At 48.2% G+C, this 14,960-nt stretch carries 13 protein-coding genes; 3 read left to right on the top strand and 10 right to left on the bottom strand.

Annotated elements, in window-relative coordinates:
* Positions 1-53 precede the first annotated feature (53 nt).
* Positions 54-2,261, bottom strand: a complete 2,208-nt coding sequence (locus TCA2_RS10645) for a heavy metal translocating P-type ATPase (protein ID WP_047911567.1) — start codon at positions 2,259-2,261, stop codon at positions 54-56.
* 177 nt (positions 2,262-2,438) lie between these two features.
* Between TCA2_RS10645 and TCA2_RS10640 the strand changes: the two genes are divergently transcribed.
* Entirely contained in the window at positions 2,439-2,816 is a 378-nt protein-coding gene (locus TCA2_RS10640; protein ID WP_047911566.1) for a metalloregulator ArsR/SmtB family transcription factor, read from the top strand.
* 184 nt (positions 2,817-3,000) lie between these two features.
* Here TCA2_RS10640 and TCA2_RS10635 read toward each other — a convergent pair whose 3' ends face one another.
* Complete coding sequence (locus TCA2_RS10635) at positions 3,001-4,161, bottom strand: AI-2E family transporter (protein ID WP_047911565.1); 1,161 nt, start codon at positions 4,159-4,161, stop codon at positions 3,001-3,003.
* Positions 4,162-4,877: 716 nt separating this feature from the next.
* On the opposite strand from TCA2_RS10635, the gene TCA2_RS10630 reads away from it, so the two are divergent.
* Positions 4,878-6,158: an ammonium transporter gene (locus tag TCA2_RS10630; RefSeq protein ID WP_081872379.1), complete on the top strand. Its 1,281-nt coding sequence runs from the start codon at positions 4,878-4,880 to the stop codon at positions 6,156-6,158.
* 229 nt (positions 6,159-6,387) lie between these two features.
* Entirely contained in the window at positions 6,388-6,873 is a 486-nt protein-coding gene (locus TCA2_RS10625) for a CarD family transcriptional regulator (RefSeq protein ID WP_047911564.1), read from the top strand.
* A gap of 61 nt (positions 6,874-6,934) precedes the next feature.
* Here TCA2_RS10625 and TCA2_RS10620 read toward each other — a convergent pair whose 3' ends face one another.
* The 8 genes from TCA2_RS10620 to TCA2_RS10585 all read right to left on the bottom strand — a co-directional run bounded on the left by TCA2_RS10620 (position 6,935) and on the right by TCA2_RS10585 (position 14,959).
* Complete coding sequence (locus tag TCA2_RS10620) at positions 6,935-7,918, bottom strand: Gfo/Idh/MocA family protein (RefSeq protein ID WP_047911563.1); 984 nt, start codon at positions 7,916-7,918, stop codon at positions 6,935-6,937.
* Between the two features lie 142 nt (positions 7,919-8,060).
* Complete coding sequence (locus TCA2_RS10615; RefSeq protein WP_047911562.1) at positions 8,061-8,372, bottom strand: helix-turn-helix transcriptional regulator; 312 nt, start codon at positions 8,370-8,372, stop codon at positions 8,061-8,063.
* Positions 8,373-8,503: 131 nt separating this feature from the next.
* Entirely contained in the window at positions 8,504-9,520 is a 1,017-nt protein-coding gene (locus tag TCA2_RS10610) for a copper resistance D family protein (protein ID WP_238546344.1), read from the bottom strand.
* Positions 9,521-9,585: 65 nt separating this feature from the next.
* Positions 9,586-10,200, bottom strand: a complete 615-nt coding sequence (locus TCA2_RS26145) for a copper resistance protein CopC (protein ID WP_052511887.1) — start codon at positions 10,198-10,200, stop codon at positions 9,586-9,588.
* 284 nt (positions 10,201-10,484) lie between these two features.
* The gene (locus TCA2_RS10600; protein WP_047911560.1) at positions 10,485-12,098 is read right to left on the bottom strand and encodes a gamma-glutamyltransferase family protein; all 1,614 of its coding nucleotides are present in this window, start codon (positions 12,096-12,098) and stop codon (positions 10,485-10,487) included.
* Positions 12,099-12,125: 27 nt separating this feature from the next.
* Complete coding sequence (locus tag TCA2_RS10595; RefSeq protein ID WP_047911559.1) at positions 12,126-13,139, bottom strand: ABC transporter ATP-binding protein; 1,014 nt, start codon at positions 13,137-13,139, stop codon at positions 12,126-12,128.
* Between the two features lies 1 nt (position 13,140).
* The gene (locus TCA2_RS10590; protein ID WP_047911558.1) at positions 13,141-14,109 is read right to left on the bottom strand and encodes an ABC transporter ATP-binding protein; all 969 of its coding nucleotides are present in this window, start codon (positions 14,107-14,109) and stop codon (positions 13,141-13,143) included.
* Positions 14,110-14,128: 19 nt separating this feature from the next.
* Positions 14,129-14,959, bottom strand: coding sequence for an ABC transporter permease (locus tag TCA2_RS10585; RefSeq protein ID WP_047911557.1), 831 nt, complete (start codon positions 14,957-14,959; stop codon positions 14,129-14,131).
* Between the last annotated feature and the right edge of the window lies 1 nt (position 14,960).

The raw sequence follows: 14,960 nt of genomic DNA, 5'->3' as shown, positions 1-14,960 counted from the left end.
CTTATTCTCTCACAGTGAAGAGAATAAGCTTTTTGCGGCCTTCTTGCAAAGGGTCAGCCTTTATATTTCAGGATCCGCATGGAATTGAGTACAGCCAGCACCGTTACACCTACGTCCGAGAATACTGCCTCCCACATCTCTGCAATTCCAAAGGCTCCGAGGATGAGAAACAGCCCCTTCACCACAAGAGCAAAGATGATGTTCTGCCAGATGATCACTCTCGTCCGTTTCGCGATACGAATGGCCGTGGCGATCTTCGACGGTTCATCTGTCATAATGACGATATCAGCGGCCTCAATCGCAGCATCCGAGCCTAGACCTCCCATGGCTGCGCCAACATCAGCGCGTGCAAGCACAGGTGTATCATTAATACCGTCTCCGACAAACATGACCTTCTCCTTGGCCGGCTTGTTCTCCACCAGCCGCTCCAATTGCTCCACCTTGTCGGCAGGCAGCAGCTCTGCATGAATCTCATCGATCCCAAGCTCCTCTCCCACCGCTCGTGCGACGGATCGTGCATCCCCGGTCAGCATGACCGTCTTCGTTATATTGAGTGCCTTCAATTCCTCAATTGCTCTTGCCGCATCCTGCTTCACCTTATCCGAGATAACGATATGTCCTGCGTAGCTTCCGCCTACCGCGATATGAACCACGGTACCGTGCTGCATAGGCTCAGCGTAAGAGATTCCTTGCTGCTCCATCAGCTTCTTATTCCCTGCAAGTACCTCCGTGCCGTCAAGTAGAGCTCTGATCCCATATCCGCTTATTTCTTCATAGCTTCCGACCCGATCCTGATTCAGCTCCTGACCATATGTGCTTCGGATGGATTCAGCAATCGGATGATTGGAATGATATTCTGCATAGGCCGCATATTTGAGCAGCTCTTCTGCTTGCACGGTTTCTGCAGGATATATGCCCGTCACCTGGAATACACCTTCTGTCAGCGTTCCCGTCTTATCGAAAACGATCGTTGTGACATCACCCAGCGCCTCCAGGTAATTGCCGCCTTTGACAAGCACACCCGCCCTTGAGGCTGACCCGATCCCTCCGAAGAAGCCCAGCGGAATGGAGACGACAAGCGCACATGGACATGAGATCACCAGAAAGACCAGCGCACGGTAGAGCCAATCGGAAAATTCCGCACCACTGATTACGAATGGCGGGACAACAGCCAGCAAGGCTGCAACAATGACCACAATTGGCGTGTAGACACGCGCAAATTTATTAATGAACGTCTCTGTCGGTGCTTTTTTGCTCGTTGCATTTTGAACAAGCTCCAAAATTTTAGACACCGTTGATTCACTATAATCCTTAATTACTTCCATGGTAAGCACACCATTCAGATTCACGAAGCCACTCAGCACTTCGCTGTCTGGCTGTGCTTCTCTTGGAACAGATTCTCCTGTAAGTGCGGAAGTATCCATCATGGAGGAACCGCTGATGACCTTCCCGTCGAGTGGTACACGCTCGCCCGGCTTTACAACGATGCGGTCGCCAATGCTCACCTGCTCTGGTGAGACTCTGACCACACCCTCTGCTGTTTCGAGATTAGCATAATCGGGGCGTATATCCATCAGTGACTGGATTGACTTACGCGAACGGTTTACTGCAAGACTCTGGAACATTTCACCAACCTGGTAGAACAGCATGACAGCGACGGCTTCAGGATATTCCTGAATGGCAAAGGCACCAATCGTCGCAATGGTCATCAAGAAGTATTCATCAAACACCTGTCCCCTTGTCATATTGCGAACCGCCTGCCATACCACATCACCGCCGACCAAGAGATACGCAAGGATGAACAATCCAATCTCAGCATAGCCTGACATGGGCAGGAGAGCAGCTAATGCTGCAACCGCTGTGCCGACGGCAAGACGTGCGCCGCGTTTCCACAGCTGAGCTGCTCCAGCGTCATGCTGATGTCCTGCATGTGAGTGTCCGCCCGCATGCTCTTCAGCGTGTGAAGCTGCATGGTCATGGTGATCTTTATGACGATGAGCTGCAGCATCTGCCGGCTCGATTACGGATACACGAATATGCGGCTCAATTCTCTTCACTCTCTTGGCTGCTTCAGCGAGCACTTCCGCTGATCTGTCTGCATCGGCCGTTATGCTCATTCTGGTCGTTGCAAAATTGACAGCAACGGAGGACACCCCATCAAGCTTGCCTACCCCTTCTTCAATCTTGCGGGCACAATTCGCACAATGCAGTCCTTCCAGAAGCAGCTCTTTTTTGATTTGACTTGTATTTGTACTCACCATGTGTCATCTCCTCTTCCCACCGAACAACATCAATATATGAGCAATCATTCATATGTTATGAATCCATTATATGCACCGGGTCAAAAAGAAGTCAATCTTTTGTGTTCTTCAAATTTATCTTTATGCAGACCACCTTATTTTGGCTATAATAGAGCTATTAAAGAGGCGGTGATATACATGAAAGAACAAAAGACAATCCCTGTCGTTGAGGAATGTGAGCCTACCTGCTTCGGAACCGAAGCACAGCTTGACCAGACGAAGATGTCCCTAATGGATAAACCAACTTCGGTACAAATGGCGGATTGGTTCAAGGCATTCAGCGACCCAACACGTCTCCGGATTATAGATGCACTTCTGCAGCGCGAATTATGCGTTCACGACCTGACTGTACTGCTTGAAATGGGCCAGTCAGCTATCTCTCATCAGCTGCGATCCCTGCGTAACATGCGTATCGTCAAGCGTCGCAAGGAGGGTAAGACGGTCTATTATTCCCTGGATGACGGACATATTGAGCAAATTTTTATCCAGACGCTTCAGCATATTAAACATGAATAGGATTAATTTCATACCTTTAGCTGCTTAAATCAAGGGTCTAAATGGTTTCTAATTCACCCTGTTAATGAGTTATGAAATGGATTCTATAGAGCAAAAAAACGCGCTCAGTGGAATCAGGCTGCATAGCCCTGATTACCTGAGCGCTTTTTGTATAAGAAAAAGAAATTTCCGCTGCCTGATACACTTATCGTTTGTAGCTGCCTTCTCCGTTCTCCGGTCCATACAGGCCTGACTGGTTCTTAAACCAGTTAAAGAGATGGGTGAATACCACCTTCAGCACAGCATAACCTGGTACAGCAAGCAGAATTCCGACGACTCCAAACAGATTGCCTGCTGTCAGAATAACAAAGATAATCGTAATCGGATGCACCTTGAGCGATTTGCCCATAATCTGAGGTGAGATAAATTTACCTTCAACGAGCTGTACAATCGTCCATACCGCAATCATCTTGAGCAGCATGATCGGCGAAGTCACCGCTGCGACGATGAGAGCAGGCGTGATGGCAATAGCCGGACCGAGATAAGGTACAATCGCGGTACAAGCAGCAATGACCGCCAGGATCAATGCATAATCAAGTCCGATGATGATGTAGCCGATGTATAGCAGAACACCGATACAGAAGCTGACGATAATCTGGCCGCGAATATAAGAGCTGATCTGATGATTGGCCTCCGAGAGTACTCTCGAAGTGCCGCCGCGGATATTCGTAGGAAAGAACGACAGCAAATAACCAGGAAGCTTCTTCCCGTCCTTCAGCAGGTAGAACAGAATGAAAGGCACCGTAATGATAGCCAGAACAGTTTCAGTCAATACTCCCAGGAAGCCACCGATTCCCGTAACGGTCGAATTCACAATAGTACTCACCCGCTCGGACAGACTTCCCACAATATCATTGAAGTTAATGCGGAGCGTGTTCTCGATCTGCGTTAAGTAGCCTGTGCCAATGAATTGTTCAAATTGTTGAATTACATTCTCGTAATAGACAGGGAAGTTTTTAACCAGATCCGTAACTTGCTGACGAACAACCGGTATAACCGCCAGCACAACAATAGTAATAATTGCTGCGATCAGCAGATATAAAATAAGTATAGAGTATACGCGCTTCACTCTTCGTCTCTCGAGCATATCCACAATCGGATTAAGCAGATAATATACAACCCCCGTCAATATGATGGGCAGTATAATCGTCTTGAGCAATACTTCAATCGGGAGAAAAATAAAAGATATTTTGCTGAACACCATTACATTCAGCCCAACTAATAAAACGACCAGCAGGAACAACACAAATTTATTGTTAAGAAAAAATCTCTTGAACCTGTCTGGCCACACCTTCTCTTGTTCCATGCAGCCGCATCCCTCTCTAACCGAATAAAAGCTCTAACTATTCCTACATACATTCTACTGAAAATAGCGTAACAATAATACGTATAACTCCAATTTTCGTTTCAATAATTGTATAAATGTTGATTCATGTTAACTATTCTATCAAGGAAGCTTGCTAATTTCCATTCTGCAAATTCAAATATAGGGCTAACTGCCATTCTAAGAACTGAAACAAAAGTTGGAGTTTCCCGGTCTACTCGCGTGTCATTTTCACTAATTAGGTGTTAAAGTGCAAATGAATATGCAAATTTTATGAAAAAACAAGAAAATATAAAAGTTCTTATGTTAGATATATTGACAACAAGTGCTTTTGCACCTAAAATACGGTCAGAGCCTTTAAATAAGGAACCTTAAATCTTCTGAGATTCATTGGTAACTAACTCGCTGGGAATCCATCAGGATACATACTCTGCTTCAGCTTCTCGCAGAATACGTGAAACGTTCAGATCCAGGCGGGGAAGGTTGTCTATGTTTCAACGGCCAAGTCATTACCTTTGCAGCTGAATAGATTGATCTCTTGAAACAAGGCTAGTTCGACACCACCTTGTGTCATAATCATTCTATTTATAAGCGACTCGGCTATCTTGAAGGTTGTGATTTACAGATTAAGGTTGAAGTAGCGGATGTTAAGAAGTCAGAAGGGGCGCATCACACATCATACACAAGGAGTGGATCAGATGGAAATCGGAATTAACAGCGTATGGGTCATGCTCGGAGCTATTCTTGTACTGTTCATGCAAGCCGGATTTATCCTGCTCGAAGCAGGGTCAACTCGGATGAAGAATGCCGGGCACGTCGCAGGTAAAACGATCTTTACAGTAGGTATTGTCTCTGTAGTATTCTGGGCAGTAGGTTATGCACTTATTTTTGGTGGTCAAGGTAATTCTATCATCGGTTGGGGAGATTACTTCTTCTTTAATGAACCGGAGGTTCCGGCTGACAGCACCGTAGCACCAACCGTTATGTTCATCTTCCAGCTGGCATTTGCTGCAGTCTCGATGTCCATCGCATGGGGCGGCTTCGCAGAGAGAGCTAAGCTGTCCGCTTACTTGATCTTTGCAGCACTGTTCTCTATCCTTGTATATCCGGTTATCGCACACTGGATCTGGGGCGGCGGCTGGCTGGCAGATCACGGAGATCAAGACTTCGCCGGATCTACTGTTGTCCATTTGACAGGTGCTTGTGCAGCACTTGCAGCAACACTCCTGCTTAAACCACGTATCGGTAAATATAATAAAGACCGCAAGCCTCTTAATATGCCTGGTCATAACCAAGTCTTCACTACACTCGGTGTAATGATTCTCTGGGTAGGCTGGTTTGGATTTAACGCCGGCAGTACGATTACGGTTGAAGATGGTAACTTCTTTGGATATGTCGCTATCAATACGCAGCTCGGCGCAGCAGCCGGTGCCGTAGCCGCTCTTCTGATCGCTTGGGCTGTTATGGGTAAAGCAGATGTTTCCATGATGCTTAACGGTGCGCTTGCAGGTCTCGTTGCGATTACAGCATCTTGTGCTTATGTAGATTCCTGGGCAGCTATTGTGATCGGTCTTATCGCTGGTATTCTCGTATTCTTCAGTATCCGTATGTTTGAGAATCTCGGTATCGACGATCCGATTGCAGCACTTTCCGCTCACGGTACAGCAGGGATCTGGGGGACACTCTCCACTGGTTTCTTCGCAACTCCAGAGCTCGTTGAGAAACTGGGTGTAGGTAATGCAGGTCTCTTCTACGGCGGCGGCTTCGGTCAGCTGGGCGTTCAGGCTATGGGTGTCATCGCTTGTGGACTATACGCCTTCATCGTATCCTATGCGATTCTATGGGTAATGAAGAAGACGATCGGAATTCGCGTATCGGAAGAGGAAGAATTGATCGGTCTGGATATGAGTGAGCACGGAACTTACGGTTATCCAGAGCAGTTGTCCGTAGAGAACAACAAAACAAACGCCACTCTATAAATCAAATAAGATATGGCATTAGCCATCCGGGCCCAGGTCGATATGACCTGGGCCCGGATTTTTATTCGCTTAAGCATTCATCCCCTAATCTTCCGATATTTACCTCACCCATCATAAAAACAAGGGTATGATATAATAGAAGAAGAGATGCCTCGGTAATCTTTATATTAAGCTCCAAGTCTCAAGCAAAGTTGCATCTTTAGATCTTAGAGAAAAGGAGCCTTTATTCATGTATCAAGTAGGAGATTGTGTATTTTATCCCATGTACGGCGCAGGCTTTATTCATTCTTTAGAAGAGAAAGAAATTCTTGGGGAGAAACAATGGTACTTTGAGGTCCGCATTGATCATCCTCTTATTAATGTATCTATCCCTGTAGCGAAAGTAGACTCTCTCGGAATTCGCTGCATCAGTGATGAAGCAACATTGATGCTGGCCAAAGCCATGTTTCAAGAAGAATGCGGGGATATCCCCACAAATGCGAACACAAGACAACAAATGATGCTCGGCAAGCTGAAAACTGGAGACATTTGTATGGAAATTCAAGTTATCCGCGATCTGAGTAAGTTGATGACTCGTAAAACTTTAGGGTGGTCGGACAAAAACATGCTGAACAATGCCCGAAAGCTTGTGATCAGTGAGCTCATCTATGCTCGGAATGTTTCACCAGAGCAAGCAACGAAGCTGCTTAACGATTCTCTAGTTGCTCTTAATTAAGATTAACCCGGTAACGCTGGCTTTCTCGCGTTCCGGGTTGTTTTTAATTAACTGACCAGCATTAGCGATCAGCAGGATATACGAGTCCGATCTGCTTGCGAACGGTGTCCATAATTTCCATCGTTATGCTGGAATGCTGGTGTGAATTGTTAGCCGATTGAAGCTCACCGCTCTGAATGAGCCCGATAAACTCTGCCGCTTCATACTTCATGGCCGGAGCTTCGCTCCGTTCAGATATTTGCAAGGAATCACCGTTTCGATATCGCAAGGTTACCGCTCCGGGTGCGTTAATATGATCAATGATCATACTGCCCTCTTCACCTTGGATCTCTGAAGGCAGATAGGAATTGGTGATCTTGGAATAACTGATCACACCCTCCATATCTTTATATTGAAGCACGATGCTGCCCTCACCATCGACTCCCGATTCCAGCATGACACTTGTCGCTTTGACATTCTCCGGCTGGCCGAACAATACCACCATCGGATAGATGCAGTAGATTCCAATATCCATGAGTGAGCCATTTGAGAACTCAGGCTTGAATGCATTCTGAATGTCCCCTTGCTTGTAAGCATCATAACGGGATGAATACTGACAGTAGTTCACCATATATTTACGCACTTGTCCAAGCTTAAAGAGATGTTCCTGCATCGCCTTAAACCCCGGCATAAGCGTTGATTTCATCGCTTCCATAAGCACAACCTTATTGGCTTCTGCCGCAGCAACCATATCTGCAAGCTCTTTACTGTTGGATGCCATCGGCTTCTCGCACAGAATATGCTTGCCGTGCTGCATCAAGAGAACAGCCTGCTTACTGTGATACGAGTTCGGACTTGCTATGTAGACCGCATCCAGCACGTCGCTTTGGGCCATTTCCTCAAGATCAGTAAATACGTGCTCCGCGCCATGCTGTTCAGCAAATTCCCGACCTCTCTCCTCTGTACGCGAATAGACGGCTGTCAGCTTAAAATCAGGAAGAGTCGATGCCGCTTCAATAAATTGAACCGTAATCTTATTCGTTCCGATAATTCCAAAACGCACCATGTTACCTCACATCCTCTCTTTATCCGGCCCATTATAACATATTTTCGCACAAGCTCAGAATTCAACACTCGGCACTTACAGCTGTCTATTAAAATCTATATATCCAAAAAAATAGATAATAATAACAAAGGAGCTCCTTTCTTTATAAATTGTTTGTCAGCTCTTCACAAAACTGCTTAATGACGCCTTCATTACGTCTGTAATACGTCCACTGTCCCACTCGTTCCGATATGAGCAGCCCGGCCTTCTGCATTGCAAGGAGATAGCTTGAGATCACCGATTGAGCAAGTCCAGCCTTGACTTGAATATCTCCAACACATACACCCTTTGATACATCACCACCCGGCGGACGATGATACTTCTCACCGAAATGCTCTTCCGGATTCTTGAGCCATTCAAGAATATCCCGACGCGTCTCATTCGACAACACTTTATGAATCGTTATAGGTTCCATGAATATAATTATATCTGCTCTCCTTCATTTGTAAACAAAAGGACCTGCTGTCTTAAAAAAGCCCCTTTCGCTCAAAAGGGGGTTCATCTCAGGGATGTACACCTGCTCCTGACGAAAGGGGCTATTCATTATTATTGTACACAGAGCATCACTGCTGCGTAGGCACTCATGACAAACACAAGTCCTGCAATCAGGGAGCTGCCAGGTCTTGATTGATTCCGTCGGAACGAATACACGATGGTTCCAAGGCTGAGCAGCGCGATGATCGCGGGGATCAAGGCCCAGGCAGTTAGGCTGATGGATAGCGGAAGACTCGCTTCCGGATGCAGCATTGTAAACACAGCGGACGGCTCGCTGTATTTAAGCGTCTCCGCCACTTCATGCGGAGGTGTCTGCAGCTTCATAAATGCCGTGAAGCCGAAGACGAGAATCACGATAATGGCTTCTGCCCGAAGCCAAGGAATCGGATTAAAGCTAGGATTGGACTTTAATTTGTGCTTATAAATAAATCCGTTGCCAAAACCAAACACGATCAGCGGAATGAACAGCAGATGCTTCATTAGCAGTGCTTGGCCATAGGATAGCATCCAGGAATTCACATACTCTGGTGTCGTGTAAGACATGGTCATGAGACCGGAGACCAGAATCATGAGCACACCGGCAATCGCTACTGGTGTGTACCATTTCAGAAATGCGGGCCAGTTCCTCGCCTCTTGTGTAAACCAGGCAATCACAAGCAGAATGCCAATCCATACCGCTACACCAAGCATATGTAGAAACTGTATTGCCGCTCCTGCAAGCCCGGCGATTGCTCCGAGATGGCTGGACCACCCGAAGATCGCAATGATACAAACGGTAATCAATACCGATGGATACAGTACCTTCTTCTCTTGCAGCGAATTCTTGAATAGCAGGAATTGGAGCAGAAGCAGGATACATAAGCCAACGACAATTAAATAGGCCCTGCCTTCTTTGAAAGTAAATAATACACTCGAAATCGCTTGACCATAACCGATGCTCGGCCCAAATCTTATGATGATCTGCAGGAGAGGAGCAGACGCAAGCAGAATAATGCCGACGATGCTCAAATTAACGGTCCAGCGAGGAATCTCTACCAGCGGCTTAGAGCCTGCCGGTGCAAGCTGCACCAGTAGGCTCCCCATTAGATATGCATAGCAGATATATAATAGTCCATCGCTTAGGAAAGACATGTTTATTTTTTACCTCTCTTACGCATCGCTACATAAACACCCGCAATAACAATGGCCGCCACAATACCAATCCAGAGAGCAGTATTGTTAAAGCCGGATGCTGTCTCAGGCTGTGCAGTCTCTGCCGTATTCTCAGCTGCTTCTCCTGCTGGAGCTTCTGTACTTGAATCCGCGGCAGGCTCCTCTGTTCCTTGATCCTCATTAGAGACAGGCGTATCCTCGTTGTTCTCCTCTGCAGGCGGTGTGTCTGCTTCCGGAGCTGTCTCAGGTGCATTTACGGTAAACGCAACACTGCCTGTGACCTCATGGCCATCTTCCCCGATAATTGTCCAGTTTGCTGTATAATTGCCATTCGCAAACGGAGCGCTTGTAGTTCCCGTAAGCACATTTCCTTCAACTTCCGTTGAAGCCAGCTCTACCTTGTCACCATTCTCACTTACGACTTCTACCGTACTCAGCTGCTCAATCGGTCCTTCAAAGGTCAGCTGAACCTCTGTCAGCTCTGTAGTGACTTCTTCCCCATCAGCAGGCAGCGAGCTCTCGAGATGCGTATGTGCAAACGCCGCTCCGGGCATCAGCAGTAGAAATAGGACTAGCATTAAAACAACTTTTTTCATTATTTTCGTTCCTTTCTGTGCTCTTAAATTTAGATGGATTAAACCTTATGTACATCAGCATAACTTAAATGCCTTGCCATGTTGAATAGCCCACTCGGGCCATTCTGGACGACAATGCGGGAGCAATCATCTTAAAAATTGAACAAAAAGCAACAGTTTCCTCCCACTGCTATATATATTAGACAAGTTTATCCCATTCCCATCCTTTGCTCGCCAAAAAACCTTAACCAAATGAAATATTCATTCGGTTAAGGTTCAATGATATATAATAGTAGAAAAAATAATTACCAGGCTGCAATGGTGCCATCGGTACGGTAATCCGTACCGCCTACAAGCACTCCGTTCTCATTGTCCCGTACAATAATTTGTCCTCGGCCAAAGCCGCCAGTACTATTCGCCCGCCTTATGTCATGACCTTTTCTGGCCAGGCTGAGTGCAATATGATCCGGGAAGTTCGGTTCGACCTCCACCGTCTTACCTTCAACCCACTGCCAGCGAGGTGCATCCAGTGCAGACTGCGGGTTCAGTTGAAAGTCAATCATGTTCATTACAACCTGCATATGACCCTGCGGCTGCATGAATCCACCCATGACTCCAAACGGTCCGACCGGCTTGCCATCCTTGGTCAGGAAGCCTGGAATAATGGTATGGTAGGATTTCTTGCCGCCTTCGAGCCGGTTAGCATGCGTCTCATCCAGTGAGAAGGAATGTCCGCGGTTTTGCAGCCCGATTCCTGTACCTGGGATCACGACGCCAGAACCAAAGCCCATGTAATTGCTTTGAATAAACGAGATCATATTCCCTTCACCGTCGGCAGCTGCCAAATATACTGTGCCACTTCTGGCCGGATTCCCCGGTTCCGGCTGAATCGCCTCTTCGCCAATCAGCGCTCTTCTTTCTTCCGCGTACGCATCAGACAGAAGCTCTTCCACCGTCACCTTCATTTTGTCAGGCTGGGTAATGTAGTTCAGTCCGTCCGTAAAGGCCAGCTTCATTGCCTCCATCTGTAGATGATGGGTATCCACTGTATCACGTGCAGCAAACTCATCCTTCTTCAGCATGTTCAGCGCAAGCAAAGCGACTAGCCCCTGACCGTTCGGTGGAATCTCCCATACGTCATAGCCTTTATAGTTCACAGAGATCGGGTCTACCCATTCCGGATAATAAGCGGCCAGATCCTCTTTGCGAAGGAAGCCGCCGTGCTCACGGGAGAAGGCATCGATCTGGTCAGCAATTTCACCCCGGTAGAAGGATTCTGCTCCGGTCTCCGCAATAGCACGAAGGGTCTTCGCATGGCCCGGTGACTTCCAGATCTCTCCGATCTTCGGAGCTCTTCCTTCCGGTGCAAAGGTTTCAAACCATCCGGAAAATTCAGGACCTGTCAGCTTCTCCTTGAACTTGTTATAAGCCAGATTCCAGTAATACCCAAGCGTTGGTGTCAGTGGAAATCCATTCTCCGCATAGTCGATAGCAGGCTGGAGCACTTCCGCAAGCGGAAGCTTGCCGAAGCGGTCAGATAACGCCTTCCATGCCGATGGTGCACCGGGGACGGTAACAGGAAGCCAGCCGTAAGTTGGCATCTTGTCATGTCCTTGTTCCTTCACCGCCTCAATCGAAATACCTGCCGGTGAAGGTCCGCTTGCATTCAAACCGTGCAGCTCGCCTTTCGTCCAGACGATGGCAAATGCATCTCCGCCGATTCCATTCGAAGTCGGTTCAACGACGGTAAGGCAGGCTGCTGTTGCAATCGCTGCATCAATCGCATTGCCTCCGCGCTTCAGAATGTCGAGCCCAGCCTGTGCAGCGAGCGGCTGTGAGGTAGCCACCATTCCGTTCTTTGCGTAGGTCGCATTGCGCTGGGATGTATATGGGTAGGATAATGGGTCGAACGTCTTCATGGATGATTTCCCCCTTGATAGATTGAACTAGTGCACAGCACCTTGAGGCTCCTTGGCCCGCAGGCTCTCGAGTATTTGCTCTGCATAATGACAGGACACCTGATGCCCGTCACCAATATCTCTTAGCTGCGGAGCTGTCGTCTTGCATTCTTCTGTCGCAAAACGGCAGCGCGGATGGAACGTACAGCCGGACGGCGGATTTGCCGGACTCGGCAAGTCGCCTGTCAGCAGGATACGTTCTCTCTTCTGCCTTGGATTCGCCTGCGGTACCGCAGACAAGAGCGCCTGAGTATACGGATGGCTTGGACTCGCAAACAAGCTCCGCTTATCCGCAATCTCTACAATCCGGCCAAGATACATCACGGCAACCCGGTCGCACAAATGCTTGACGACAGACAGATCATGAGAGATAAACATCAATGTAAGGTCAAAATCCTGTTTCAAATTCTTGAGCAGGTTCAATACCTGGGATTGAATCGAAACGTCCAAAGCGGATACAGGCTCATCGGCAATGATCAGCTTCGGATTCAGCACAAGTGCACGTGCAATCCCGATCCGCTGGCGCTGTCCGCCGGAGAAGTCATGCGGATGGCGATCCAGATGCTCCTTTTTCAAGCCGACGATTTCAATGATCTTCTCCACCGTCTCGTTTCGTTCCTTCGCTGTACCGATCTTGTGAACCGCCAGGGATTCAAGCAAAATCTTACGGATCGTCTTCCGTGGATTAAGCGAGGCGAACGGGTCCTGGAATACCATCTGGATATCGCGTCTTGTCTTACGCATCTCTTCTTTGCCCAGCTTCGCAAGATCCTTGCCGCCGAAGATCACTTCCCCTTCTGTCGGCTCGTTCAATCTCATAATCGTTCTGCCAGTCGTTGATTTGCCGCACCCGGATTCGCCAACGATGCCAAGGGTTTCACCGGGATAGACTTCAAGATCAATGCCATCAACGGCGCGGACATGTCCGACGACTTTATTGAAGGCCCCGGCATGAATCGGAAAATGCTGCTTGAGACCTTTTACACGTAGTATTGGTTCCATCTTACTCATCCCCTTCCGCGTACAGCCAGCAGCGGCACTTCTGTCCGTCCAGCTTGAACAGTGAAGGCTCCTGCTCCTGACAGATCGGCATCACCTTGCTGCATCTTGGAGCAAACCGGCAGCCCTTCGGCATCTCATGTGCGAGCGGAACCGAACCCGGAATGGTCTCCAGGAACTCCACTTCTTCTGACAGCTCAGGAATCGAGTTCATCAGACCGACCGTATACGGATGCTTCGGATTCTCGAACAGCTCGAATTTCTCGGCTTCTTCGACGACCTGGCCCGCATACATTACGATGACCCGGTCACACATCTCTGCCACGACACCAAGATCATGTGTAATCAGCATGATGGATGTATTCGTCTCTTCCTTCACTTTCTGCATAAGCTCCAGAATCTGTGCCTGAATCGTTACATCCAGCGCCGTCGTAGGCTCATCGGCAATAATCAGCTTCGGCTCACAAGACATGGCCATGGCAATCATCACCCGCTGCCGCATACCGCCGGAGAGCTGGTGCGGATATTCTCCGTAAATTTCCCCCGCACGCGGCATGCCGACCGCCTTCAGCATTTCGATGGCCCGCTCCTTCGCTTCCTTCTTCGATACCTTCCGGTGCAGCAGGACGGCTTCCTCGATCTGATGACCGACGGTTTGAAGCGGATTAAGCGATGTCATCGGCTCCTGAAAAATCATCGCGATATCGTTACCCCGGATTTTCTGCATTTGTTTCTCCGAAATATCCAGCAGGTTGTTTCCTTTGAATAAGATTTGTCCCTCCGAGGCTCCATTTCCTGCCAGAAGCCGCATGATGGACAAGCTGGTCACGCTCTTGCCGCAGCCGGATTCGCCCACGACGCCCAGTGTTTCTCCTTCTTTTATGGAGAAGTCCACGCCATCAACGACCGCGACTTGTCCATAATCAGTCTTAAACCGCGTTCTTAGCTGTTGTACATCTAATATAGTTGTCATGGTTGACGGACCCCCCTTTCTATTTCCTTGCGCGCGGATTCAGGAACTGCTGCAATCCATCGCCAAGCAAGTTAAATCCAAGTACAACGACGAAGATCGCCAGACCCGGATACAATGTTGCATAAGGTGCTACACTCATCAGGCTTTGTGCCTGATTCAGCATACTCCCCCAAGATGGCGTCGGCGGCTGCACACCCAGTCCCAGATAAGACAGAGAAGCTTCAGCCAGAATTCCACTCGCCATCGTCAAGGTCGCCTGAATAATGATGGGTCCCAGTGCATTGGGCAAAATATGTCCAAAAATAATGCGTCCGTCCTTCGCCCCTACCGATTTGGCTGCATGCACATACTCCATGTTGCGGAGACTGAGCACCTGTCCTCTTGTAATCCGTACAAAGGTAGGTGCAAAGCCGATACCGATCGCAAGCATCGCATTACCGAAGCCGGCTCCAAGAACCGCCGAGAGTGCAAGGGCCAGAATGAGGAACGGAAAGGCTTGAAACGAATCGACAATCCGCATGACGACCCACTCGTCCCAGAACCCCCGGTAATAACCGGTGAGCAATCCAATCGGTACCCCGATGCAGACGGCAATGGCTACAGACATCAAGGCTGCTTTAATAGAAATCTGTGCTCCGTATACGACACGGGAGAAGATATCCCGGCCCAGATCATCCGTACCGAACAGATGCTCACTGCTTGGCTCCTGAAGAATTTTGTTATAGTCCTGCAAATTGGGATCATAAGGAGCAATGGAGCTCGCAAATACAGCTGTTACGATAAGAATAAGGATAATGACTGTACCTAGGACACCAAGTCCGGATTTAAAGAACTTTTTGAACTTTTTCATC

It is taken from the genome of Paenibacillus sp. TCA20 (assembly GCF_000732325.1).
Lineage (GTDB): Bacteria > Bacillota > Bacilli > Paenibacillales > Paenibacillaceae > Paenibacillus > Paenibacillus urinalis.
The sequence above is the reverse complement of the archived record's forward strand: the minus strand, read 5'-3'. Positions and strand labels throughout refer to the sequence as shown.